Source organism: Streptomyces sp. WM6386, from assembly GCF_000972385.1.
Lineage (GTDB): Bacteria > Actinomycetota > Actinomycetes > Streptomycetales > Streptomycetaceae > Streptomyces.
This window is the reverse complement of record NZ_JXTE01000010.1, coordinates 1-24,495: the sequence shown is the minus strand read 5'-3', so window position 1 is coordinate 24,495 and position 24,495 is coordinate 1. Positions and strand designations below refer to the sequence as shown.

Sequence of the window (24,495 nt, the reverse complement as noted above, 5' to 3'; positions counted from 1 at the left end):
GGGGGCGCCCGGAGATCTCTCCGGGCGCCCCCTTCGTCGTAGGAGGTCGATCAGCGCGCCTTCGGACCGCCCTTGGGCAGCTTCATGCCCTTCGGCATGGGCCCCTTCGGCAGCGGCATGTTGCTCATCAGGTCACCCAGGGCGCGCAGCCGGTCGTTGGTCGCGGTCACCTGGGGGCCGGTCAGCACGCGGGGCAGCTTCAGCATGCTGGTGCGCAGCTTCTTCAGCGGGATCTGGTCCTCGCCCGTGCCGACGATCAGGTCGTGCACCGGCACGTCCGCCACGATCCGGTTCATCTTCTTCTTCTCGGCGGCCAGCAGGCTCTTCACCCGGTTCGGGTTGCCCTCGGCGACCAGGACGATGCCGGCCTTGCCGACGGCCCGGTGCACCACGTCCTGGCTGCGGTTCATCGCCACCGCGGGGGTCGTCGTCCAGCCCCGGCCGATGTTGTCCAGTACGGCCGCGGCAGCGCCCGGCTGGCCCTCCATCTGTCCGAAGGCGGCCCGCTCGGCCCGGCGTCCGAACACGATCGCCGTTCCGAGGAAGGCGAGCAGGATGCCCAGGATGCCCAGGTAGACCGGGTGACCGATCAGGAAGCCGATCGCGAGAAAGACACCGAGGATGAGGAGGAAGACGCCCGCGAGCACCAGGCCGATCGTCTTGTCGGCCTTGCGGGTCATCTTGTACGTCAGGGCGATCTGCTTCAGTCGCCCGGGGTTAGCGGCATCGGCCGCACTGTCACTTCTCGCCATGCGACGAAGTCTACGTGGCCCGAGGAGCGCAGACGACGGCAGTGTCCCGGAGGAAAAGCTTCAGGGACGGACGGTGAACGACTGCTCCAGCACGCGCTGCGCCTCGACCCTGTCCTTGGCGCGGCGGCGGTCCTCCAGGACGGACGTCCAGGCGTTGCGGCGGGCGGTGCGCTGGCCGCTGCTCATGAGCAACGACTCGACGGCACGGAGTGCATCGGTGAACGACGGGATGGCGGTGGCGCGAACCGGCGCGGCCTGCATGATGGAGGTCCCTCCTCAGGGATAGCGGCTCTGGTGAGTGGTGCACGGGCTGTACAACCAGGGTCACTGATTGGTGTTACCAGGGCGTGACCGACCGGTCAAACACCAATGAAGCCTTGATTTGCGGCGCGAGAACGATGAAGCGGCCCTGGTACCGCCCCCATCTGCGGGGACGCCCAGGGCCGCGTCAATCGGTCACTACCGAGCGGTAGTTGCTTGTGCTCGGATTCACACGCGTCCGGTGGCACTCCGTGCCAGGTCGATGTCCTCAGACCGCCTGCGACGCGACGTACGCGCCACGCTTCTCGATGGCCATCTGGTACAGCCGGCCGGCGCGGTACGAGGACCGGACCAGCGGGCCGGACATCACACCGGAGAAGCCGATCTGGTCGGCCTCCTCCTTCAGCTCCACGAACTCGTGCGGCTTGACCCAGCGCTCCACGGGGTGGTGGCGGACGCTCGGGCGCAGGTACTGCGTGATGGTGACGAGCTCGCAGCCGGCGTCGTGCAGCTGCCGCAGCGCCTCGCTGACCTCCTCGCGGGTCTCGCCCATGCCGAGGATCAGGTTGGACTTGGTCACCAGGCCGAAGTCACGGGCCTCGGTGATGACCTTCAGCGAGCGCTCGTAGCGGAAGCCGGGGCGGATGCGCTTGAAGATCCGCGGGACCGTCTCGACGTTGTGCGCGAAGACCTCGGGGCGGGACTCGAAGACCTGCTGGAGCAGCTCCGGCACGGCGTTGAAGTCGGGGGCGAGCAGCTCGACCTTGGTGTGGCCGCTCTCGCGCCCGGCGGTCTGCTGGTGGATCTGGCGGACCGTCTCGGCGTACAGCCAGGCGCCGCCGTCCTCCAGGTCGTCGCGGGCGACGCCGGTGATGGTGGCGTAGTTCAGGTCCATGGTGACCACGGACTCACCGACGCGGCGCGGCTCGTCGCGGTCGAGCGCCTCGGGCTTGCCGGTGTCGATCTGGCAGAAGTCGCAGCGCCGGGTGCACTGGTCGCCGCCGATGAGGAAGGTGGCCTCGCGGTCCTCCCAGCACTCGTAGATGTTGGGGCAGCCGGCTTCCTGGCAGACCGTGTGGAGCCCCTCGCTCTTCACGAGCTTCTGCATCGCGGTGTACTCGGGACCCATTTTCGCCCGGGTCTTGATCCACTCGGGCTTGCGCTCGATGGGGGTCTGGGCGTTCCGGACCTCCAGGCGCAGCATCTTGCGTCCGTCGGGTGTGACTGCGGACACATCGGCTCCCTGTAGCTTCGATTCTTCGGCGTACACCAGGGTACGCCCGTGTTTTGTAGGGCCCTACAGCCGAGGCCAACCTCTGGGCGCCGGGCACCATTCCCCACCCAGGGGCGCGGGGCTGCATCGATATGCGGCTCCGCCGCGTGGGCGCGACAAGCCCCCACCGGCCCGCAGCTCACCACCGACCGTTCACGCCGGAGTCTTCTCGATCTCCCGAGGCTTCAGATCGGCATTCTCAAGGACATCCTTCAAGTGCCGCTCGACAACCGGCAGCACCTCGGAGATCGTCACGTCCCGCCCGAGTTCGTTCGCCAGGGACGCAACCCCCGCGTCCCGGATCCCGCACGGGATGATCCGGTCGAACCAGCGGTTGTCCGGGTTCACGTTCAGCGCGAAGCCGTGCATCGTCACGCCCTTGGCCACCCGGATTCCGATCGCCGCGATCTTGCGGTCCTCGCGGCGCTGGCCGGCGTTGGACGGGGCGTACTCGGGGCCGTTCATGCGCGGGTCGAACTCCTCGTCGTGCAGACGGGGGTCGAGGTCCAGCGACAGGCCCCCGATGGACGGGCGCCGCTCGACCGGATCGCCGAGCACCCATACGCCACTGCGGCCCTCGACCCGGCTGGTCTCCACGCCGAACTCCGCGCAGGTGCGGATGAGGGCTTCCTCAAGGCGTCGTACATGCGCCACGACGTCCACCGGACGCGGCAGCTTCTGGATGGGGTAGCCCACCAGCTGACCCGGGCCGTGCCAGGTGATCTTGCCGCCGCGGTCCACGTCGACGACCGGGGTGCCGTCCAGGGGGCGTTCGCTGTCCGTCGTGCGCCGTCCGGCCGTATACACCGGCGGATGTTCGAGCAGCAGGACGGTGTCGGGGGTCTCGTCCGCGAACCGTGCCGCGTGCACCCGGCGTTGCTCGTCCCACGCCTCCTGGTACTCGACGGCGTCCGCGCCGAACCCCATACGGACGAACCGCAGCTCACTCACGGCAAGCGCCTCCCCGGAGAGTCGTAAGGCACGAAGTGTGCCTACGCCACTGTACGACTCGCCGTCTCGCGTCAGCCGTGCGGTCAATCCTCACACGATCGGATGAACGAACGTCGAAGTGTGCGATCGTCTGCTCACTCTCCGCTACATTCGCGCCGTCCTATAGAGGCCATAAGGGCTGCTCACAGGCAATCCGGGCAGGAGACACCACCCCAGATGACGGAACGACCCGCGCAGCGCACTCCCAACCGCCAGCTCGCCGCGCTCATCGCAGAAGCGGGGTTCTCCAACGCGGGGCTCGCCCGTCGGGTGGACCAGCTCGGTCTCGAACACGGGCTTGATCTGAGATACGACAAGACATCCGTGACCCGGTGGCTCCGCGGACAGCAGCCGCGGGGCACGACACCCGCTCTCATCGCCGAGGTCTTCACCCGACGGCTGGGGCGCCGGCTCTCCGCGCAGGACCTCGGGCTCGACGCCTGCGCGCCGGTGTACGCCGGTCTCGAGTTCGCCGCGACCCCCGAGGAGGCCATCGACATCGTCAGCGGGCTGTGGCGCAAGGACTCCGGCAGCCACGCCGAGCTGCGCAAGATCGCGTTCACCCCGGCGGGGCTCGTCGTGCCCAGCCGGGACTGGCTGATCGGGCGGGCCGACGACAAGGTGGCCCGCGGCGAGCCGCCGGTCCGCGTCCCCACCCAGGGCCGCCCGGCGGTGCCCCGCCAGCGCGGCGCGGAGCGCGGACCCGGCCAGAAGGTCACCGGCGGCGACATCGCGGCGCTCCGCTCGGTCGGCGACCTGTTCCGCTCCCTGGACGACATGTACGGCGGCGGTCACGCCCGGCAGGCCCTCGTGCGGTACCTGGAGCACGAGTGCGAGCCGATGCTGCGCGGTATGTACGGCGAGCAGACCGGCCGTCGGCTGTTCTCGGCGGCGGCCGACCTCACGAGGCTCGCGGGCTGGACGTCGTACGACATCGCGGCGCACGGGCTCGCGCAGCGGTACTTCGTGCAGTCGCTGCGGCTCGCGCAGGCGGCGGGGGACCGGGCGTACGGCTCGTACGTGCTGATCACGATGAGCCGGCAGGCGGTGTACCTCGGGCACGGGCGCGAAGCGGTGCAGCTGGCGCGGGTGGCCCAGCAAGGGGTCGGCACCAATGCCCCGCCGGTGGTCCAGGCCCTGCTGCACGCGGTCGAGGCGCGGGCGCACGGGGTGCTGGGCGAGGTGCGGGCGTGCACGGGGGCGCTGGTACGGGCCGAGCGGGCGCTGGAGGCGGCCCGGCCCGGTGACGAGGTTCCTTACTGGGCGCGGTTCTTCGACGAGGCGCAGCTGGCGGACGAGTTCGGTCATGCGCACCGGGATCTGCAGCAGTTCCGGGCGGCGGCCCAGCATGCCGAGCGGTCCCTGCAGTTGCGGGCGCCCGCGTATGCCCGCAGCCGGCTGTTCTGCCGTGTGGTGCTGGCCTCCGCCCGGCTGGGGCTGGGTGAGCTCGACCAGGCCTGTGCGCTCGGGGCGGAGGCGGCGGGGGCCGCTGTGGAGATGCGGTCGGTGCGGGCGATCGAGTATGTGCGGGACTTCGAGAAGCGGTTGGAGCCGTACAAGGACGCTGCGCCGGTGAGGGGCTATCGGGACAAGGTGGCGGCGCTGGGGTGAGAGTCTCGCCGTAGCTTCGGAGGGTGTGGGGATCTGCGCGCCGGCGCTGTGGCTGGTCGCGCAGTTCCCCGCGCCCCTTTGGGGCGCGTTTCAGGCGGCCTGGGTTGTCGGCATCGGTTCCGCCCTGTGCATCGGGGTCGCCGCGCCCAGGTCCGTCAGGATCGCCGTCGATGCCCTGTGGCCCGAGTGCAGCGCGCCCTGGACCGTGCTGGTGTCCCTGTGGTCGCCGCACACGTACAGGCCCGCCAGCAGGCGTACCGGGCGGCGCAGGTCGTGCGGGGCCCGCATCGCCGGTACCGCTTCGGGTGTGTGGTGGACGGCGAGGGTCTCCCAGCGGGTGGTGGACGTGCCGTAGAGGCGGGACAGGTGCATGCGTACGGCCGTCTCGACGTCCGGTGGGGGCGGGCCCAGGACCGTCGACGAGATCAGGGGACGGCCTGCCGGGGCGCGGGACGGGTCCACCTGGCTGATCACCGCCGTGTGGGCCACCGGGCCGCCCCGGTCCGCGTCCAGCAGCAGTGCGGCGCCCGTCTCCGGGGGCTCGTCCGTCGTGTGGTGGACCACCGTCACCGGGTGGAAGTCCGGTACGCGCAGGCCCGGGAGGAGGTCCGCCGCCGTGCGGGCGTCCGTCGCCAGCAGTACCGCCCGGCAGCGGAACTCGCCGTGCTCCGCCGTGGTCACCGAGCTCGTCGACACCGAGGTGACCCGCACCCCCGTGTGCACCGTCCCGGCCGGCAGCGAGCGCGCCAGCAGCTCCGGCAGCACCTCCGCGCCGCCCTCCGGCACACACAGCCGCCCGGCCGCGAAGGCGCGCAGCGCGAGGTCGGCGCACCGGCTGGACGTGGTCAGCTCCGGGTCGCACAACAGCGCGGCGAGCAGCGGGCGCAGAAAGCCGTCGATCGTCCGGGCGGGGAGGCCGCGGGTGGCGAGGGCCTGGGCGGCCGGCGACTCGGTGCGGCACAGCAGGCGTTCGATCGGGGTGTTCGCGATCCGGGTGAGCGCGGTCCCGAGACGGGCCTGGTCGACGCCGCTGCCCAGAGGGGCCACTCCCCGTGGTGCGCTTCTCGGCACCGCCGGCCTGGGGGCGCTCGCCAGGGTGCGCACCGCGTGGAGTGCGCCCCTTGCGCCTCCTGCGCCGGGGGGCGCGCTCGCGCGATGGTGGCGCCCGCCGCTGTGCAGCAGGACGCCCGGCGCGAACGGGCGCAGGACGAGCCCGTCGAGCCCCGGTGTCATACGTAGTTCCGGATACGCCGTGGACAGCAGCTGTCCGATCCGGTCGAGCCGGAAACCGTCGACCTTCTCCGTCGACATACGGCCGCCCACCCCATGGGCGGCCTCCAGCACCGCGGTCGTCACTCCTGCGCTGGTCAGCCGATGCGCGGCGGAGAGCCCGGCAACCCCGGCTCCCACGATCACGACGTCCGCCTGGTACGCGGGCTCAAGCACGTGCCCCTCCTCGAGGTTGCGCGGCCGGTGGAGACGTCATGCCCCCAACTGGCTCCGGGGATACCCGAGTTCGGCTTGAGGTTAAGGCGGTGGCCGGTCAGGAACAGTCGCGCATGAACAGGGCACGGTCGCACGCCGGTCGCATACGGTCATGCGGCGGCTCGGACGGCTCCCTCGATCTCCGGGAACGCGAAGGTGAACCCCGACTCCAGCAGCCGCTTGGGCACCACCCGTTGGCTGCCCAGGACGTCCCCGGACATCTCACCGAGCACGGTCCGCAGCACCGGCGAGGGCACCGTGAAGAGCGTCGGCCGGTGCAGCACGCGCCCCATGGCGGCGGTGATCTCCTGGTTCGTGACCGGGTTCGGGGCGGTCAGGTTGAACGGCCCGGACAGCCCGTCGGTGTCGATGAGATGCCGGATCGCGGCCACCTCGTCGTGCAGCGCGATGAACGACCAGTACTGCCGCCCGTCGCCCAACCGCCCCCCGAGCCCGGCCTTGAACAGCGGGAACAGCCGCCCCCAGGCACCGCCCTTGCGCGCCACCACCAGCCCGGTCCGGGTGAACACGGTCCGTACGCCCGCCTCCTGGGCCGGCGCCGCCGCGCCCTCCCACTCCACGCACAGCTCGGGCAGGAACCCCTCCCCGGCGGGCGCGCTCTCGTCGACGACCCGGTCGCCCGTCTCGCCGTAGAAGCCCATCGCACTGCCGTTGACGAAGACCCGCGGCGGCTTGTCCAGCGAGGCGACGGCCTCGGCGAGCGCGGAGGTGCCGAGCACCCGGCTGCACCGGATCCGCGTCTTGTACGCCTCCGTCCAGCGCCGGTCGCCGACCCCGGCACCCGCGAGGTTCACGACGGCGTCGCAGCCGGCGAGCCCGCCCGTGTCCACCCGCCTTCCCTCGGGGTCCCAACGGACCTCGTCCGCGTCTCTCGGCGCCCGGCGTACCAGGCGCACCACCTCGTGTCCGTCGGCGAGCAGGGACCGGACCAGGGCACCGCCGATGAGACCGGACGCGCCGGCCACCGCGATTCGGGAACGCTGCATGGCGTCAATTCTGCTCCGAATTCACGCAAAGGCCCGGTCACGTGCGCCGTAGGGTGGCCGACATGCACATACGCCACGCCACCCTCGACGACGAGGACACGCTGGGACGCCTGGACCGCGTCGCCTGGTCCACGCTGCACGCCGTCTCGCCGCGCCCCCAGCCGCCGTACGAGCCCTTCTACGGTGAGCGGTTCGGCCCGCGCGACCATCTGGTGGCCGAACTCGACGGCCTGCTCGTCGGCTACATCCGGCTCGGCTTCCCGACCCCGTTGGCCTGCAACGCGCACGTCCGGCAGATCCAGGGCCTGGTCGTCGCCGAGGAGGCGCGGGGTGCCGGAGTGGCGCGGGCGCTGCTGCGGGCGGTGCAGGAGGAGGCCAGGAAGCTGGGCGCGCGCCGCATCACGCTGCGCGTCCTCGGGCACAATGCCCCGGCCCGAAAGCTCTACGAGTCGGAGGGCTTCGTGGTGGAAGGCGTCCTGCCCGAGGAGTTCCTGCTGGACGGCGAGTACGTGGACGATGTGTTCATGGGGCGCAGTCTCTGACCTGGTCGGCCTCGGCGGCCGTACGGCGCCTGCGGACGACCAGATAGAGCGCGGCCCCCGCGACGAGCAGGGAGATCAGGAAGAAGACGGGCACGGAAGCCTCCTGCGGACGAGTCGGTCGGTGAGGACACCCCCATCCTGACGATCAAGGCGCTGATCGGCGGGCAGGCCACGTCGACGTGTTCGCAACCGTCGCCGTCAGCCCGTCAGCAGCCGCATGCCGCCCACCAGTTCCCGCAGGCATCGCACCGCCAGCTCCGCGGGTGAGCCCGGGCCGCTGGTGTCCGCGTCCGTCTCCGCCCAGGTCTCCAGTGCCACCCGGATGGCGTCCGTCGCGGCCGCGGCCGTGAGGCGTACGTCGAGCGGGTCGGCGTCCGGCCCGGCCAGCCTCGCCACCACCGGGATCAGCCGCTCCTCGGACTCCTGGTTCACCCGGTACCACACGGCCCGCAGCGCCGGGTCGGCCACGGCTGCCCGCAGCAGCGCCCGCGTCTGGCGCAGGCCCTCCGCCGCGTGTGCGTCCGGCACGGACAGCGACTCCTCGATCGCCCGCTCCAGGGCCCGCGGCAGCCCGGCGGTGCCCGGCTCCGACGCGGCGAGGAGCTCGCGCCAGCGGTCGGCGCCCCGGGCCAGCAGCGGGCCGACGGCGTCCTGTTTGTTGCGGAAGTACCGGTAGAAGGTCCGCAGGGCGACCCCGGCCCGCTCGGCGATGTCCTCGGCGGTCGTGCCATCGGGTCCGTGCTCGGTGAACAACGCGGCGGCGGCGCGTGCGATGTCGAGCTGGGTCGCCGCCTTGCGGCGCTCGGTCAGTGAGAGGGGCTTGGTGCTCACCGGGGAAGCCTACGCCGGACCACCGACATTGGCACCTTTCGCCTTGATGGCAAAACGTGCCACCCGAGCGTACCGTGAAGGCCATGAACCGTTACGAGAACCGACGCGCCCTCGTCACCGGCGGCGGCTCCGGCATCGGCCAGGCCACCGTGCTCCGGCTGCTCGCCGAGGGCGGCACCGTCGTCGCCGCCGACATCAGCGAGGCCGGCCTGAAGGACACCGTCGAAAAGGCGGGCGCCGGCGCGCGGCGGCTGACCACGGTCCTCGTCGACATCGCCGACGAGGCCTCCGTACGGCAGGCCGTGGCCCTCGCCGTCGAGGCGCTGGGCGGGCTCGACGTGCTCGTCAACGCCGCCGGCATCCTGCGCTCCGCCCACACCCACGAACAGAGCCTCGCCGACTTCAACCGGATCATCGCGGTCAACCTCACCGGCACCTTCCTGATGATCCGCGAGGCGATACCGGCGCTGCGCGAGGGCACCGGCCCCGCCGTCGTGAACTTCAGCTCGACCTCGGCGACGTTCGCCCACCCCTACATGGCGGCGTACGCGGCCAGCAAGGGCGGCATCCAGTCCATGACCCACGCGCTCGCGAGCGAGTACAGCAGGCAGGGCATCCGCTTCACCGCCGTGCAGCCCGGCTCCATCTCCTCCGGCATGACCGACGGCTCCGGCGCCAGCGGACAGAGCGCCGGACCGGGCCTGCCCGAGGACACCGACTGGGACCTCTACACCAAGCTCGCACCCGCCCTCGGCCAGGGCTTCGCGGGCCCGGAGACCGTGGCAGGCGTCGTCGCGATGCTGGCGAGCGAGGATGGCCGGTTCATCACCGGTACCGAGGTCCGCATCGACGGCGGGACGCACTTCTGACGTGGCGACCGGCTACGACGTGACCAGCTCACCCGTGTCCACCGGCGCCGTCGCCTCCGCCGCCCGCTCGGCGTCGACGGCGACCTCTGCGGCGGTCAGCACGTACCCCGTCTCGTCGTCCGACGTCGAGCGGGCGAAGACGACTCCGTACACCTTGCCGTCCGTCGTCAGCAGCGGCCCGCCGGAGTTGCCCGGGCGGACCGTCGACCGGATCGAGTAGATCTCGCGGGTGACGGTCCCGTCGTTGTAGATGTTCTGGCCGTTCGCCTGGACCCGGTTGGCGACGGTGGCCGCCTGGAGGTTGAGGTCGCCGTCCTGCGGATAGCCCGCGACGACCGCGGAGTCGCCGCGCGAGGCGTCGGCGTCGAAGCCCAGCACCGGGGCCTCGAGGTCGGGCACGTACAGCACCGCCACGTCCTTGTCCGGATCGAAGAGCACCACGCGTGCCTCGTACGACCGTCCGACCCCGCCCACCCGGACGGTCGGCTCGTCGATGCCGGCCACCACATGGGCGTTGGTCATGACGTGCTCGGTGGAGTAGACGAAGCCGCTGCCCTCGCGGCCCTGGGTGCCCGAGACGCCCTCGATCTTCACGGTGCTGCGCTTGGCCGCGTTCGTCGCGCTCGCGGTGACGCTGTCGCCGGTGGGCCTGGCGACCCGGGCCGTCGACTCGTTCTCGAAAGGGTTGAAGACCTGCGGGAAGCCCGCCTCGGTGAGCGCGGACGTGGCCCGGGAGAACCAGGCCGGAGTGGTGTCCGGCATGGCGTTCTGCACGGCACCCAGCAGCCGTGAGTCCTGGATCGCCGTGGTGAGCACCGCGGACGAGGACGCGCCCAGCACGCTCGCCGCCACCCACGCCACGATCAGCACGGCGATCGAGTTGGCGGCGGCGCCCCCCACCCCGTCGGCGACGCGCAGCGGACCGAGACTGGCACGGCCCAGCTCCCGGCGCAGCCGCAGCGCCAGACGCCCCGCGAGTTCGTGCCCGACGACGGCCGGGACCAGCACCGTGAGCACCGCCGTCACCGTCGCCGACGTGCTGCCCGGGGTCACCAGGTCCATCATCCAGGGCAGCACCCACACGCCGATGATCGCGCCGCCCACGAAACCGGCGAGCGAGACACAGCCGGCCACCAGGCCGCGCCGGTAGCCGGATGCCGCATAGGCCAGGATCACCAGCACCAGCAGGATGTCGAGCAGGTCCACGGAGCCGCCTTTCTCTTGGACCCCTTATTACGGAGGGGACGGGCCCAGTGATCAGCAGACACGCGCGCGTGACACCCGGAACCGGCCACGCGTGCGTGCACACGCTGTGCGTGCATCCGGAGAAACGCCCCGGACCAGGACGATGGTTCCACCGGGTGGCACACCACACATCGCGGACGCGGACGATCCGGCCGAGAGTGGGACCATGCGTGTCCGAAGAGCGCGGGGGATACGACGGCGGCGAGCGGTCCGCATACGGACCGGGGCGCCGCGCCGGAGGATCCACCTGCCGACCGGAGTGCTGCTGCTGCTCGCCTGTGTCCCCGGGCTGGCGGCCGTCGCGGTCCTCGTCCTCTGCGCGAACGGCGTCGAGCGCCGGGCCGGCGCCCGCTCCGCACACCCTCCCGCGGCCCGCCCCGCCGCACTCCACCACGCGGCGAAGCCGCACATAATGCCCAGGTCGGTCTGGACGGCGGGCACGGGCGAGGCGAACACGGCCGCCCGCACCCCGCCGCCGGCCCGCTACGACGACAAGGTCGTCGCCGTCTTCATCCACCACACCGACTCGCCCAACGCCTACGACTGCGCCGACGCGCCCCGCATCATCCGCTACCTCGCCGCCGGCCAGACCGGCGCCCGCGACTGGGACGACATCGGCTACAACTTCCTCGTCGACCGCTGCGGCACGATCTACGAGGGCCGCGCGGGAGGTGTCGACCGCCCCGTCACCGGCGCCCACACCCAGGGCTTCAACCACCGCACGTCCGGCATCGCCGCCCTGGGCACCTTCACGGCGGGCGTCCCGGTACCGCAGGCGATGACGGACGCGATCGCCTCACTGGCGGCCTGGAAACTGGGCCTCGCGGACGTGGACCCGCGCCGGACCGTGAAACTGACCTCGAGCAACGGCCTAAGCCGCTACGCCGCCGGCACCACCGCCGCCCTCCCCGCCATCGCCGGCCACGAGGACGGCTACATGACCAGCTGCCCCGGCGCCGCCCTCTCGGCCCGCCTCCCGGAGATCAGACAGACGGCGGCAAGACTCCAGGGCAGGTACCCGCCGTCGACCCCGCCACAGAGCGGCCTCCCGACGACGGGCGACCGGGTGGCGTTGCCGCAGCGCGGCCTTCTGACGACCGGCGACCACATTCCCCCACCCCAGGACCGGACGATGCCGCCGTGGGGTGACGCTCCGGCGCCGGACAGCCGCGTGCCCGGGCCGCAGGCGGGCCGCCCACCGTCCGAATAGCCGCCCCCGGCCTACGCCATGAGCGTCGTCACGGACCGGCTCACCGGCGCCCGAGATACGCGCGCAAGGCCCGCTGGAGCACCTTCCCCTGGCTGCCCACGGGCCGTTCCCACTCGCCGAGGTACTCCACGGCGTAACCGCCCGCGCCCGTCTTGAAGCGCAGACGCCCCAGCAGCCGGTCCTCGGTGAGGGCGGGGGTGATGGACCGCAGGTCGTACGTCTCACAGCCCGCCGACCGCGCGTCGTTCATCATCCGCCACAACAGGGCGCTGCTGGGCCGCAGTTGACGCCCCTGCCGCCCGGACGCGGCGTAGGAGTGCCATGCGCACGAGCCGACGTTGATCATGAGCGCGGCGGAGAGCACGATGCCGTCGTACTCGGCGAGATAGAGCCGCACCCGGTCGTCGTCCTCGGCGTTCAGGGCCTTCCACATACGGCGGAAGTAGTCCAGCGGCCGGGCCTTGAAGCCGTCGTGCGCGGCGGTCGAGACATACAGCCGGTGGAAGTCGGGCAGATCCGACGCCGAGCCCCAGGAGACCCGGACCCCGGCCCCCTCGGCCGTACGCAACGACTGCTCCCAGTGCGGGGCGAGGCCCTCGCGCAGATCGTCCGCCGAGCGCCCCTCCAGCGGGACGAGGCACCCGTAACGCGGCTGACCGAGCCCGAAGCCGTTCCCGTCGCCCTCCTCGCACCGCCGCCACCCGAGCCGCCCCAGCCGCTCGGCCGCGTCCAGCGCGTATCCGTCGATGGCGGCCGCGGGCAGGTCGTTGAGATGGCCTACGGCGGGGTCGGCGATCCCTGTCGCGACGGTCCCCGGGTCCCACTGCCGTACGACGACCGGCGGCCCGATCCGCACCGAGAACGCCCCGCGTGCCTCCAGATGGGCGACGAGCGGGTCCAGCCAGCGCTCCAGCCGGGGGTCCCGCCAGTCGATCCCGGGCCCGTCGGGGAGGTATGCCAGGAAGCGCCGCGTCCCGGGCAGCGGCCGGTACAGCACCAGCGCCGCCGCGACCAGCGCCTCGCCCTCGAACCAACCGACGCTCTCCGCCCGCCAGTCCGGCTTCGCGTCGCCCCACTCGGGGATCTGGAGATGGCTCGCGTCGGGATGCAGCCGCAAGTGGGCGAGATGTTCCTCGCGCGAAATCTCCCGCACGTCCGGGCTGGTCATGGGCAGGGTGCTCCTGTTCGGGGCCGCCACGGTACGCCGGGGATCACGGCACTGGTCAAGACTCCAAAGGTGAACCTTCCGGACGCGTCCCGTGACGTCGGTCACCGGATCGCCCGCAACGCCTCGGTCAGCCGGGGGTGGACCTCCAGGTGTCGGTCGACGGCGGTGAGGCGCAGGACGCGGCGGGTGAGCGGGTGCGGGGCCGCTCGGCACCCAAGGCCGAGCCCGCCGACGCGTGCGCCGACCGTGCCCCGTCCCCCTGCTCCTTCGAGCCCCCGCGCGGCGCGGCCGAACCGAGCCGCGTCGGGCGACGGGCCGTCATCCTGGAGGACATGACGACCGATTCGCGCAGTTCCGCCGCATTCCTCGTCGACGAGTCGCTGGGCTACCTCTTCCCCGCCGCGCTGCGTGCGGCGGCGGCCGTCGGGGTGGCGGACCACCTCACCGACGGCCCCCGCTCGCCCGCCGAACTGGCCGAGGTCACCGCCACGGACGCCCGCAACCTCTCCCGGGTGCTCCGACTCCTCGCCACCCGCGGCATCGTCGCGGAGGACGCGGAGGGCCGCTTCCGCCTCACCGCCACCGGCGACGCCCTGCGCACCGACGCCCCGCACTCCGCCCGCTCGGCGATCCTGATGAACACCGACCGCAGTCTGTGGCTCCCGGCCGCCGAGATGGACCGCTGTCTGACCGAGGGGACCTCGGTGTTCGAGGGCATCTTCGGGATGCCGTTCTTCGCACACTTCGCCCAGGACGAGGCGACCGCCGCCGTCTTCCACACAGGGATGGCCGCCATGTCCGACCCCGAGAACGAACCGATCGCCGCCGCGTACGACTTCCCGGCGACGGGCACGGTCGTCGACGTGGGCGGCGGCCACGGAGGCCTCCTCCTGGAGGTCCTGCGCCACAACCCGGGCCTGCGGGGCGTGCTCTACGACCAGCCGCACGTACTGGCCGGCCACCGCCTCGACGTCGAGGAGACCGAGGGCCGTTGGAGTGTGGCGGAGGGCGACTTCTTCTCCGCCGCGCCCCCGGGAGACATCCACCTCCTCAAGCGCATCCTCCACGACTGGGAGGACGACCGGTGCGTGACCATCCTGGAGCGCTGCCGGGAGGCCATGGCGCCGGGCGGCCGGATCCTGGTGGTGGACGCGGTCGTTCCCCGGGACAACGCACCCCACCAGGCCAAGACCCTCGACCTCCTGCTGATGTCCGCCCTCGTCGGCCGTGAACGCACGGAGGCGGATTTCGCGGAACTGCTCGCCGCGGCGGGCCTCAGGATCACCCGCATCGTCCCGACACCGACGGTCCTGTCGGTCGTGGAGGCGGTGGCCGCGTCAGCGTAGTTGGGCCCACACCTGCTTGCCGCCGTTCCTCGGGGTCACACCCCAGACGTCCGACACGGAGGCGATGAGGAAGATGCCGCGACCGCTCTCGGTCTCCCAGTCGGGTTCGGTGCACCAGACCGGCAGCACGGGGGAGTGGTCGCGGACGGCCACGCGCACGCCGCCGTCGGGCAGTCTGCGGAGCGTCAGCTCGCACTCCGGAGACTCCACATGCCGATGGACGTTGGCCAGTATCTCGGTGACGCACACGGCAGCCGCGTCGACGAGACCGGAGTACCCCCAGTCGCGCAGTTGCGTACGGACCATGTCCCGCACGGCGGCGAACCCCTCAACTTTCGTAAACTCCACCGCCCGGACGGCGGTACAGTAACCGCGTCATCACACTCCGTGCTCCCACGTGCGGAGCGGCCCTCAGCGGTGCGCCAACACCAATCTGAGGGCCTTCACCGACGAGTGGTTAGGAGCCACCCGCGATGCTCAAGCATGCTATCCCGCCTGCCCGATTCTTCTCCCAGACGCCGAACGAGATCATCCGGCATCCCCGTCTGAACGGCACGGCGGTCAGGCTTCTCCAATGGGCGCTGTCCCTCCCCGAAGGCTCGCGGGACACGGTCCAGTCGATCGGCGAGAAGATGCCGGAAGGCCGCCTCGCCGTACGCAAGGCAAGGCGCCAGCTGGAGGAGGAGGGCTACCTCCACACCCGCCGTACACAGAACCCGCAGACGGGCCGGTGGTCCACCCAAGTGCTGGTGTCGAACGTGGCGTTGACGACGGACGCGGACATCGCCGCCGCCTTCGGAACCGCACCGCCGCCGACTGACCAGCACCCGCCCGTCGGTGAGGTGACCGACCAGGCCGTCGGCACATCCACCTTCGGTGAGAACACCGAGGAGAACACCTCCAACCCGGCCGCCGACTTCCTGGCCCGCCTCGGCGACCACACCCCGTCGCTGCGCCTGGGCGCAGGCGAGGTCGAGCGGCTGACCCCCCTCGCCGCCCGCTGGCTGGCGACGGGAGCGACGGAGGCCGAACTCCGTCAAGCGGTCACCGCGGACCTCCCCGTGCCCGTCAAATCCGCGGCCGCCCTCATCTCGTACCGCCTGAAGGCCCGAACCCCCACAACTCCCGCCCCACACAAGCGAGTCGCCCCACTCGGCGAATGCACCGAATGCCGAGACCCGCTGCCGCGAGGCACCGGCAAGGGCATCTGCCGCAACTGCGCGGCCCTGCCCCCGACCGGCCCTTCCCCCTCGCGGTCCTTCCTCTCGAACTTCGCCCTCGTGCGCGCCGCGCTCACAGGTGTCTCGTAGGCAGCTCATGGATCACCCCGAAACTGCCGCCCTACGGTCATGTCATACGCACTGACCGGAGGTGGGGAAGATGAACAGCACTCAGACCGGCACCAAGTTGACCCGCGGCCCCTGGGCGGCCCTCTGCGCCGCCGCAGCCGTCATCCTCGGCCCGGCCGCCGTCACGGCCTCCGCCCTCGACCAGGCCAACGCGGCCCCGATGCACCACGTGGTCCTGAAGGCCGACCAGACGCAGGCGTACATCCCGACGGACACGACCCGCAGGCGGGCGACCGCGGTCTGAGCCTCACCCGGCTCCGTCGCCCGTCAGGCCGAGGAACTGTTCCCCGGACGGGTCGACGTCCACGCCGAGGCCGTTCATGAGGCCCGCCAGCATGACGTAGTAGCCGACAGTCGTGACGATCTCGACGACCTGGCGATCGGTGAAGGAGGCACGGAGAGCCGTCAACACGCCCTCGGACACGGTGTGTCGGGAGACGAGCTCGAAGGTCGCCGCGACCGCCGCCGACTCCGCCGGGTCGAACTCCGGCCCACTGGAGCGCAGTTCGGCGATGGTCGTCAACTGGGCGGCCGAGACACCGGAGTTGAGCGCGATCGGCCGGTGCTGCGCGGCTTCGTACGCGCACTCCGTGCCGGCGGCCACCGCCATGATCACCAGCTCGCGCAGCCGGACGGGCAGCGTCGACTCGAGCAGGACCGCCAGGCCCAGGTCGATCGCCGTGTCCGTGAGCGGCGGGGCGTGGGAGAGCATGCGGAAGGCGTTGAGCGGCACGGGAAGCTTCGCGACGCCGTCGGCGGGATGTTCCGGGTACGGGATTCGAGCCATGGTTCCCCCTGAAGTAGACGTCAGCCCCTGAACCGCTCCCACAGCTTCGGATACCGCTCCGACAACACCCGCTCGCTCTCGAAGTCGACCGGTGTCCCCTCCGGCTCGGGCGGCGCGGGCGGGATTCCGAGGTCGGGGGCGACGACGCCGGTGAGCTGTTCGTACGCCTCGTCCGCGGCGTACCCCAGCTCCTCCCCGTCGCCGTCGATCTCCTCGTCGAAGTCGTCCAGGAGGTCGGACAGTGAGTCGGGCGCGTGCACGGCACCCTCGTACACCTCGCGCCCCTGCCCGATCAGCCAGCAGCGGAAGAAGTCGAAGGCGTCGTCGCTGGCCCCGTCGAGCAGGACCCAGGCCGCGCCCCACAGGTCCCAGGTGTACGCACGGTTGTAGCGGGCCTCGAAGTGACGGGCGAAGTCCAGGACCATCTCGGGGTCCATCTGGAGGAGCCGGTCGATGAGAAGGTCCGCCTGCTCCTCGGGGTCACCCTCGGCGGCCCCACGGGCGGCGTCCACCAGCTCCCAGAACTCCGTCTCGTCCATCACGGGTCCAGCATCGGCCCTGGACGGGTGAGGCGCACGTGGAGTGCGGCGGATTGTTATGTCCCGTACAGGGCGGCCAGTCGGCGCGCGTCCTCCGCGAAACTTGCCCGCAGACCCTCCGGAGCCATCACCTCCACCTCCGGGCCCAGCGACAGCAACTGCGTACGGGCGACCTTCTCCGACTCCACGGCGACCGTCACGGTCACCCAGCCGTCCTCGTCCGGCGCCCCCGCCCGCTCCAGCGCCTCCCCGGTGGAGACCCGGTCGGCCAGGGCGTACGGCAGCCGGCGCACCCCGTCCGGTGACAGCCGTACGACGACCTCGGCCCGCAGGATCGACCGTGCGAACCGCTCCGACTGGTCCTCCCAGAAGGCGGGGAGATCGAACTCCTCGTCGCGTTCGAAACGGTCCGTCGAGGCTTCCACCGTCGTGAACCGGTCTATCCGGTACACCCGGAAGGAGCCGGGGTCGGGAATCCGCGCGCACAGGTACCAGACCCCCGCCTTCAGCACGAGCCCGTACGGCTCCAGCTCCCGCTCGACCTCCCCCGCCCCCTTGCGATAGCGGGCGGTGACCCGCCGGTCGTCCCACACCGCGTCGGCGATCGCGGGCAGCAGCTCGGGCGTCTTCGGCTCGCTCCACCAGTTCGGGGCGTCCAGGTGGAAGCGCTGGGCCGCTGTCTTCGAGGCGTCCCGGAGCGAGGGGAGCAGCGCCGCGGAGACCTTCAGACGGGCGGCCGAGGCGGCGTCCTCCAGGCCCATCTCGCGCAGCGCCCCGGGCACACCGGACAGGAACAGCGCCTCCGCCTCACCCCGCGCGAGGCCGGTCAGCCGGGTCCGGTACCCGCCGATCAGCCGGTAGCCCCCGGCCCGCCCCCGGTCCGCGTACACCGGAACCCCGGCCTCCGACAGCGCCTGCGCATCCCGGGTGATCGTCCGCTCGGACACCTCCAGCTCCCGCGCCAGCTCGGCGGCGGTCATGGAGGGCCGGGACTGGAGGAGCAGAACCATCTTGATGAGACGGGCGGCACGCATACAGTCCATGATGCGGGGCGCTCCGCGGGTTGGGCGGAGTCGGGTGCGTTTTCGGGTGCGGGCCGGTGGGGGTCGGTCGCGCAGTTCCCCGCGCCCCTCAGGAGCAGGCCCGCCTCGGCGCGCCCGTCTTCGGGGCGCGGGGCTGTGTCGGTATGCGGCTGCCGCCGCGGGTGCGCGACCAGCCCCCACGCACCCGCAGACGAACTACAACCCGTACTTCTCGCGCGCTTCCTTCACCGACGTCGCCTTGACCTCGCCGCGCCTGGCGAGCTGGGCGAGCGCCGCGACCACGATGGACTCGGCGTCGACGCCGAAGTGGCGGCGGGCCCCCTCGCGGGTGTCCGAGAGGCCGAAGCCGTCGGCACCGAGGGACGAGTAGTCCTGCTCGACCCACTGCGCGATCTGGTCCGGGACCTGGCGCATGTAGTCGGAGACCGCCAGCACCGGGCCCTCGGCGCCGTGCAGCGCCTGACGGACGTACGGCACGCGCTCCTCGCCGCGCAGGAGGGCCGCGTCGGCCTCCAGCGCGTCGCGGCGCAGCTCGGTCCAGGAGGTCGCGGACCACACGTCGGCGGCCACACCCCACTCCTCGGCCAGCAGCTTCTGCGCCCGAAGGGCCCAGTGGATCGCCGTGCCGGAGCTCAGCAGCTGGATGCGCGGGGCGTTCGCCGCGGCCACGTCGAGGCCCGCCGACTCCGCCGTGTTGAAGCGGTACAGGCCCTTGACGATGCCCTCGTCGATACCGAGGCCGGAGGGCTTGGCCGGCTGGGGCATGGGCTCGTTGTAGACCGTGAGGTAGTAGAAGACGTTCGGGTCCTCGCCCGGGGCCGCCTCGCCGTACATCCGGCGCAGACCGTCCTTGACGATCGCCGCGACCTCGTACGCGAACGCCGGGTCGTACGTCAGGGACGCCGGGTTCGTCGCCGCGATCACCGGCGAGTGACCGTCCGCGTGCTGCAGACCCTCGCCCGTCAGCGTCGTACGGCCCGCCGTCGCACCCACCAGGAAGCCGCGGCCCAGCTGGTCGCCGAGCTGCCACATCTGGTCGGCCGTGCGCTGCCAGCCGAACATCGAGTAGAAGATGTAGAACGGGATCATCGCTTCGCCGTGCGTGGAGTACGCGGTGGACGCGGCGATGAAGTCGGCCATCGAACCGGCCTCGGTGATCCCCTCGTTGAGGATCTGGCCGTTCTTGGCCTCCTTGTAGTACATCAGCTGGTCACGGTCGACCGGCTCGTACGTCTGGCCCTTGGGCGAGTAGATGCCCAGGGACGGGAAGAGGCTCTCCATGCCGAAGGTGCGCGCCTCGTCGGGGACGATCGGCACCCAGCGCTTGCCCGTCTCCTTGTCGCGGACCAGGTCCTTGATCAGGCGGACGAAGGCCATGGTGGTGGCCACGTTCTGGGAGCCGGAGCCCTTGTCGAAGGAGGCGAAGGCCTTCTCGGCGGGGGCGGGCAGCGGGGCGAGCGCGTGCGTACGACGGGCCGGGGCGGGACCGCCGAGAGCGGCGCGGCGCTCCTGGAGGTAGCGGACCTCGGGGGAGTCGGCGCCGGGGTGCCCGTAGGGTACGACCCCGTCGACGAAGTCGCTGTCCTTGATGGGCAGTTCCAGCAGGTCGCGCATCGTCTTGAACTCGTCCACCGTGAGCTTCTTCATCTGGTGGTTGGCGTTCTTCGACGCGAAGCCCTCGCCGAGGGTGTTGCCCTTGACCGTCTGGGCCAGGATGACCGTCGGCGCGCCCTTGAACTCGACGGCGGCCTTGTAGGCGGCGTAGACCTTGCGCGCCTCGTGGCCACCGCGGGAGAAGTGGAAACACTCGAGGATCTTGTCGTCGCTCAGCAGCTTCGCCATCTCGGCGAGCGCCGGGTCCTTGCCGAAGAAGTCCTCGCGGATGTAGGCGGCGCCACGGGTCTGGTACGTCTGGACCTGCGCGTCCGGTACCTCGCGGAGCCGTCTTACCAGCGCACCCGTGGTGTCGAGCTGGAACAGCTCGTCCCAGGCGGTGCCCCACAGCGTCTTGATGACGTTCCAGCCGGCGCCGCGGAACTGGGCCTCCAGCTCCTGCACGATCTTGAAGTTCGCGCGGACCGGGCCGTCGAGGCGCTGCAGGTTGCAGTTGATGACGAAGGTGAGGTTGTCGAGACCCTCACGGCTCGCGAGTGCGAGTGCCGCCGTCGACTCCGGCTCGTCCATCTCGCCGTCGCCGAGGAAGGCCCAGACGTGGGAGGCGGAGACGTCCTTGATGCCGCGGTTGGTCAGGTAGCGGTTGAAGCGCGCCTGATAGATCGCGGAGAGCGGGCCCAGCCCCATGGAGACGGTCGGGAACTCCCACAGCCAGGGCAGCCGGCGCGGGTGCGGGTAGGACGGCAGACCGTTGCCCCCCGACTCCCGGCGGAAGTTGTCGAGCTGGTGCTCGTCCAGCCGCCCGTCGAGGAAGGCGCGGGCGTAGATGCCGGGGGAGGCGTGGCCCTGGATGTAGAGCTGGTCGCCGGAACCGTCGGCTTCCTTGCCCTTGAAGAAGTGGTTGAAGCCGGTCTCGTAGAGCCAGGCCGCGGAGGCGAAGGTGGCGATGTGGCCGCCGACGCCGTATTTGGAGCCACGGGTGACCATCGCGGCCGCGTTCCAGCGGTTCCACGCGGTGATCTTCCGCTCGATCTCCTCGTCACCGGGCGCGGAGGGCTCGGCGGCGGTGGGGATGGTGTTGACGTAGTCCGTCTCGAGGAGCTTGGGCAGCGCGATGCCGTTGCCCTCCGCGCGCTCCAGCGTGCGGCGCATCAGGTACGCGGCACGGTGCGGGCCGGCAGCCTTGGCGACCGCGTCCAGTGAGGCCTGCCATTCGGCGGTCTCCTCGGGGTCACGGTCCGGGAGCTGGTCGAGCTCGCTCGGCTGGATGGCGTTGGGGTCGGTCATGTCGCCGCCTTCCTCAGTCGAAGGGGGTTCCCTCATCGGTAAGGGTTCGGGGGTGCCCTAGGTCTTTGGCAGGACAGGGCTCAAGCCTCGGTGGAGGCCAGTCAGCCTCGGTAGAGGCCCGTCGGCGACTCTAACTCCCTGATCGATGATCGATCAAAGGGTTGAAGGGCAAAACCTCTCGATTGCGAGAAAGTAGGCACGGGGTGCCTCCGGCGGTGGCACGGGGTGACGTTATCGCTCCGGTGTTTTTGCAGGTGAGAGTGCGTTTGAGCGAGGGCGTGCTCGGTTGGCCAGGGGTGCGGGCCTGCTGCCGATGTGCGGCTCCGCCGCGCGGGCGTGACCAGCCCCGCACGACCGCAGATACAAACGCATCCGCAACACCCCTGGCGGGGTCGAAGGGGCGGCAGCCCCTGGGGACGGGGCGGGTAGGGGCGGCGGGGGCGAAACACCTCCGGCGACGACGGCTAGTCGGCTTCGTGCCGCGGCGCGCAGCCCAGCACATGCGCCTTCACCAGCTCCGCGATACGGGGATCCCGGCGCCGGAACGCCTGCACGAGCTCCTCGTGCTCCTCCGCGTACGACTGCTGGACGGTGCCCAGCCAGCGGATCGACAGGGCCGTGAAGACCTCGATGCCCAGGCCCTCCCAGGTGTGCAGGAGGACGGAGTTGCCGGCCGCGCGGACCATCTCCCGGTGGAAGCCCACCGTGTGCCGCACCTGTCCCGTCCCGTCGGACGCGCGGTCGGCCTCGTAGAGCGCGGCGACATGCGGTTCGAGCGCCGAGCAGTCCTGCGCCAGCCGCTCCGCCGCCAGCTCCGCCGCGATCGCCTCCAGACCGGCCCGGACCGGGTAGCTCTCCTCCAGGTCGGCCGCCGTCAGGTTCCGCACCCGCACGCCCTTGTTCGGCGCCGACTCGATCAGCCGCAGCGACTCCAGCTCGCGCAGCGCCTCCCGCACGGGGGTCTGACTGACCTCCAGCTCGGTGGCGATCCGTCGCTCCACGATCCGCTCGCCCGGCTTCCAGCGACCGCTGACGATCCCTTCCACGATGTGCTCGCGGATCTGTTCGCGCAGCGAGTGGACGACGGGCGCGGTCATGAGTGCTCCTTAAGGAGGGGCCGCCCATCGGCCCCGGGGGCGTTTGACGTTTAGACAATAAGGCCGCACGCGCTTTCCCGAGGGGCGCACGGGGGCGCTTTCATGCAGGTGAGACGAGACTTACACGCTCCACAGGGCGGCTCACCCTGTAAAGGCCCGTACCGGGTCCGGCTCGGAGCGGTCACCACCGTGTCACCACCGCAACCCTGTGAGCCCCCACCCCGTCGCGGTCGGCATGGGAGTGCCCGCCAGGGGCGCCCCCTGGCACCAACCATCGGGGGATGGCATGAACAACCAAGGACGACGCGGAGCACTCCGCTGGACGGCCGCGGCGGCCGTGATCGGCACGGTCCTGGGCGTGACGGGCTGCCAGCAGACGTCCACCCGGGCGGCGGCGAAGCCCCAGGCCTCTGAAGTGATCACCGGCATGGCGGCCTCCGGTTCCTCCGGTGGCGCCTGCGTCTTCGTCAAGCCCGACGGCGCCCAGAAGTTCGGCCACGTCGGCTGGGGCTTCCGCGTCGCGGGCACCGACCGCTGGGTCTACGGCGCCGTCGAGAACCCGAGCGGCAGCCTCTACACCCCGCCGGGCGGCGACATCGGCGCCTGGCACGCGGAGGGGTCCTACGACCGCATGCTCAGCGAGATGTCCCGCGACGCCCTCCCCCACTCTCGGCTTCGCTCGAGCGGGGGGACCCCCATCCCCGGCAACTCCGAGCACCCGTACAGCCGTTACCGCTGCACGAAGTCCTCGACGCACGACACGGACGCCGCCCGCGCGATGATCCGAATCGTCGAGTCCCGCGGCTTCCTCGTCGGTTTCGACCCGAAGACCGGGGACCTCACCTCCCGGGACTGCCTGGACGCGACGTACGACGTCCTGAAGGCGTACCGCACGAAGGGACTCACGCGCGCCGACAAACTGTCCGTCCCGAACGTGTGGATCGAGCTGCTGTGGGGCTGGTCGGACAAGCGGCTGACGCCCCGGTGACACGACGGTGCCCCGCCCGGAAAGCTCCGGACGGGGCACCGTACAGGCACTGCTTCCTGAGGCTTACAGGCCGAGCTCGACCTCGAACTCGCCCGCCTCCAGGATCGCCTTGACCGCGGTCAGGTAGCGGGCCGCGTCGGCGCCGTCCACCAGACGGTGGTCGTAGGAGAGGGTCAGGTAGGTCATGTCGCGGACGGCGATGACCGTGCCCTCTTCGGTCTCCAGGACGGCCGGGCGCTTGACGGTGGCGCCGATGCCGAGGATCGCGACCTGGCCCGGCGGCACGATGATCGTGTCGAAGAGCGCACCGCGCGAACCGGTGTTGGAGATGGTGAAGGTCGCGCCGGACAGCTCGTCGGGCGTGATCTTGTTGGCGCGGACCTTGCCGGCCAGGTCGGCCGTGGCCTTCGCGATGCCGGCGATGTTGAGGTCGCCCGCGTGCTTGATGACCGGGGTCATCAGGCCCTTCTCCGAGTCCACCGCGATACCGATGTTCTCGGTGTCGAAGTAGGTGATCGTGCCCTCGTCCACGTTGATCCGGGCGTTGACGGGCGCGTGCGCCTTCAGTGCCTGGGCCGCGGCCTTGACGAAGAACGGCATCGGGGAGAGCTTGACGCCCTCACGGGCGGCGAAGGAGTCCTTCGCCCGGCCGCGGAGCTTCATCAGACGCGTGACGTCGACCTCGACGACCGAGGAGAGCTGCGCCTGCTCGTGCAGCGCCTTGACCATGTTGTCGCCGATGACCTTGCGGATGCGCGGCATCTTGACGGTCTGGCCACGGAGCGGCGAGGCCTCCAGCGTCGGCGCCTTCTTGGCGGCGGGGGCGGCCGGGGCGGCAGCAGCGGCCGGAGCCGGGGCAGCGGCGGCGGCCTTCGCGGCCTCGGCGGCGGCGACGACGTCCTGCTTGCGGATACGACCGCCGACGCCGGTGCCCTTGACGGCGGCCAGGTCGACACCGTGCTCGGAGGCGAGCTTGCGCACCAGCGGGGTCACGTAGGCGCCGTCGTCACCCGCGGTGGCGGCGGGCGCGGCCGGAGCGGCGGCGACCGGAGCCGGAGCGGCCGGCGCGGGGGCCGGCGCAGCCGGAGCCGGGGCGGCGGCGACCGGAGCCGGCGGGGCCACGGGCGCGGCGGGGGCCGGGGGCGGCGGGGGCCCGGGGGGGGGCGGGGGGGGCGGGGGCGGGGGAGGGGGGGGCGGGGGC

Annotated in this window: 23 protein-coding genes and 1 pseudogene; 8 read left to right on the top strand and 16 right to left on the bottom strand. The window is 71.5% G+C overall.

Annotated features, from left to right (window positions below):
- Positions 1-50: 50 nt before the first annotated feature.
- The 4 genes from TN53_RS08480 to lipB all read right to left on the bottom strand — a co-directional run bounded on the left by TN53_RS08480 (position 51) and on the right by lipB (position 3,237).
- Positions 51-752 carry a DUF4191 domain-containing protein gene (locus tag TN53_RS08480; protein ID WP_046257798.1) on the bottom strand — a complete coding sequence of 234 codons (702 nt, stop codon included), beginning with the start codon at positions 750-752 and terminating at the stop codon, positions 51-53.
- 60 nt (positions 753-812) lie between these two features.
- The gene (locus tag TN53_RS08475) at positions 813-1,013 is read right to left on the bottom strand and encodes a hypothetical protein (protein ID WP_046257797.1); all 201 of its coding nucleotides are present in this window, start codon (positions 1,011-1,013) and stop codon (positions 813-815) included.
- Positions 1,014-1,281: 268 nt separating this feature from the next.
- The gene (gene lipA, locus TN53_RS08470) at positions 1,282-2,247 is read right to left on the bottom strand and encodes a lipoyl synthase (RefSeq protein ID WP_046257796.1); all 966 of its coding nucleotides are present in this window, start codon (positions 2,245-2,247) and stop codon (positions 1,282-1,284) included.
- Between the two features lie 192 nt (positions 2,248-2,439).
- Complete coding sequence (gene lipB / locus TN53_RS08465) at positions 2,440-3,237, bottom strand: lipoyl(octanoyl) transferase LipB (RefSeq protein WP_046257795.1); 798 nt, start codon at positions 3,235-3,237, stop codon at positions 2,440-2,442.
- A 216-nt stretch (positions 3,238-3,453) separates the two neighbouring features.
- Between lipB and TN53_RS08460 the strand changes: the two genes are divergently transcribed.
- On the top strand, positions 3,454-4,887 hold the full coding sequence (locus tag TN53_RS08460) for a hypothetical protein (protein WP_046257794.1): 1,434 nt from the start codon (positions 3,454-3,456) through the stop codon (positions 4,885-4,887).
- A 90-nt stretch (positions 4,888-4,977) separates the two neighbouring features.
- On the opposite strand, the gene TN53_RS08455 is transcribed toward TN53_RS08460, so the two are convergent.
- Together TN53_RS08455 and TN53_RS08450 are read right to left on the bottom strand one after the other, a co-directional pair.
- Complete coding sequence (locus TN53_RS08455; RefSeq protein ID WP_046257793.1) at positions 4,978-6,333, bottom strand: NAD(P)/FAD-dependent oxidoreductase; 1,356 nt, start codon at positions 6,331-6,333, stop codon at positions 4,978-4,980.
- A 149-nt stretch (positions 6,334-6,482) separates the two neighbouring features.
- A complete protein-coding gene (locus TN53_RS08450) occupies positions 6,483-7,379 on the bottom strand; it encodes a TIGR01777 family oxidoreductase (protein ID WP_199924533.1) in 897 nt (298 codons plus the stop codon).
- Positions 7,380-7,441: 62 nt separating this feature from the next.
- Between TN53_RS08450 and TN53_RS08445 the strand changes: the two genes are divergently transcribed.
- Positions 7,442-7,921, top strand: a complete 480-nt coding sequence (locus TN53_RS08445) for a GNAT family N-acetyltransferase (protein ID WP_046257792.1) — start codon at positions 7,442-7,444, stop codon at positions 7,919-7,921.
- Positions 7,922-8,119: 198 nt separating this feature from the next.
- Here TN53_RS08445 and TN53_RS08440 read toward each other — a convergent pair whose 3' ends face one another.
- Positions 8,120-8,752, bottom strand: a complete 633-nt coding sequence (locus tag TN53_RS08440) for a TetR family transcriptional regulator (protein ID WP_046257791.1) — start codon at positions 8,750-8,752, stop codon at positions 8,120-8,122.
- A gap of 83 nt (positions 8,753-8,835) precedes the next feature.
- Between TN53_RS08440 and TN53_RS08435 the strand changes: the two genes are divergently transcribed.
- The gene (locus TN53_RS08435) at positions 8,836-9,621 is read left to right on the top strand and encodes an SDR family NAD(P)-dependent oxidoreductase (protein ID WP_046257790.1); all 786 of its coding nucleotides are present in this window, start codon (positions 8,836-8,838) and stop codon (positions 9,619-9,621) included.
- Positions 9,622-9,633: 12 nt separating this feature from the next.
- Here the strand turns inward: TN53_RS08435 and TN53_RS08430 are convergent, their stop codons facing one another.
- On the bottom strand, positions 9,634-10,827 hold the full coding sequence (locus TN53_RS08430; protein ID WP_046257789.1) for a MarP family serine protease: 1,194 nt from the start codon (positions 10,825-10,827) through the stop codon (positions 9,634-9,636).
- Between the two features lie 142 nt (positions 10,828-10,969).
- Between TN53_RS08430 and TN53_RS08425 the strand changes: the two are divergent.
- Positions 10,970-11,881: pseudogene (locus tag TN53_RS08425) on the top strand (peptidoglycan recognition protein); the annotation flags it as partial.
- Positions 11,882-12,116: 235 nt separating this feature from the next.
- On the opposite strand, the gene TN53_RS08420 reads toward TN53_RS08425, so the two are convergent.
- Entirely contained in the window at positions 12,117-13,244 is a 1,128-nt protein-coding gene (locus TN53_RS08420) for a lipid II:glycine glycyltransferase FemX (RefSeq protein WP_046257788.1), read from the bottom strand.
- A 332-nt stretch (positions 13,245-13,576) separates the two neighbouring features.
- On the opposite strand from TN53_RS08420, the gene TN53_RS08415 reads away from it, so the two are divergent.
- Complete coding sequence (locus tag TN53_RS08415; RefSeq protein WP_046257901.1) at positions 13,577-14,590, top strand: methyltransferase; 1,014 nt, start codon at positions 13,577-13,579, stop codon at positions 14,588-14,590.
- Here TN53_RS08415 and TN53_RS08410 read toward each other — a convergent pair.
- Positions 14,582-14,905, bottom strand: a complete 324-nt coding sequence (locus TN53_RS08410) for an ATP-binding protein (protein ID WP_267886527.1) — start codon at positions 14,903-14,905, stop codon at positions 14,582-14,584. The two genes, TN53_RS08415 and TN53_RS08410, sit on opposite strands and share 9 nt — an antisense overlap.
- 158 nt (positions 14,906-15,063) lie before the next feature.
- Here TN53_RS08410 and TN53_RS08405 point away from each other — a divergent pair, with 158 nt between their 5' ends.
- Positions 15,064-15,900, top strand: coding sequence for a hypothetical protein (locus TN53_RS08405; protein ID WP_063776239.1), 837 nt, complete (start codon positions 15,064-15,066; stop codon positions 15,898-15,900).
- 70 nt (positions 15,901-15,970) lie between these two features.
- Positions 15,971-16,183 (top strand): hypothetical protein, encoded by a 213-nt coding sequence (locus tag TN53_RS08400; protein WP_046257786.1) that lies wholly within the window; start codon positions 15,971-15,973, stop codon positions 16,181-16,183.
- Between the two features lie 3 nt (positions 16,184-16,186).
- Here TN53_RS08400 and TN53_RS08395 read toward each other — a convergent pair whose 3' ends face one another.
- The 5 genes from TN53_RS08395 to TN53_RS08375 form a co-directional block, all read right to left on the bottom strand.
- Complete coding sequence (locus tag TN53_RS08395; RefSeq protein WP_046257785.1) at positions 16,187-16,726, bottom strand: carboxymuconolactone decarboxylase family protein; 540 nt, start codon at positions 16,724-16,726, stop codon at positions 16,187-16,189.
- A gap of 20 nt (positions 16,727-16,746) precedes the next feature.
- Positions 16,747-17,265, bottom strand: coding sequence for a DUF4240 domain-containing protein (locus TN53_RS08390; protein WP_046257784.1), 519 nt, complete (start codon positions 17,263-17,265; stop codon positions 16,747-16,749).
- Between the two features lie 56 nt (positions 17,266-17,321).
- The gene (locus TN53_RS08385) at positions 17,322-18,299 is read right to left on the bottom strand and encodes a helix-turn-helix transcriptional regulator (protein ID WP_046257899.1); all 978 of its coding nucleotides are present in this window, start codon (positions 18,297-18,299) and stop codon (positions 17,322-17,324) included.
- Between the two features lie 204 nt (positions 18,300-18,503).
- Positions 18,504-21,209 (bottom strand): pyruvate dehydrogenase (acetyl-transferring), homodimeric type, encoded by a 2,706-nt coding sequence (gene aceE / locus TN53_RS08380; RefSeq protein ID WP_046257783.1) that lies wholly within the window; start codon positions 21,207-21,209, stop codon positions 18,504-18,506.
- 464 nt (positions 21,210-21,673) lie between these two features.
- Entirely contained in the window at positions 21,674-22,306 is a 633-nt protein-coding gene (locus TN53_RS08375) for a GntR family transcriptional regulator (RefSeq protein ID WP_046257782.1), read from the bottom strand.
- A 286-nt stretch (positions 22,307-22,592) separates the two neighbouring features.
- Here TN53_RS08375 and TN53_RS08370 point away from each other — a divergent pair, with 286 nt between their 5' ends.
- Complete coding sequence (locus TN53_RS08370; RefSeq protein WP_046257781.1) at positions 22,593-23,294, top strand: hypothetical protein; 702 nt, start codon at positions 22,593-22,595, stop codon at positions 23,292-23,294.
- 63 nt (positions 23,295-23,357) lie between these two features.
- Here the strand turns inward: TN53_RS08370 and sucB are convergent, their stop codons facing one another.
- On the bottom strand, positions 23,358-24,416 hold the full coding sequence (gene sucB / locus TN53_RS08365; protein WP_420719089.1) for a 2-oxoglutarate dehydrogenase, E2 component, dihydrolipoamide succinyltransferase: 1,059 nt from the start codon (positions 24,414-24,416) through the stop codon (positions 23,358-23,360).
- Between the last annotated feature and the right edge of the window lie 79 nt (positions 24,417-24,495).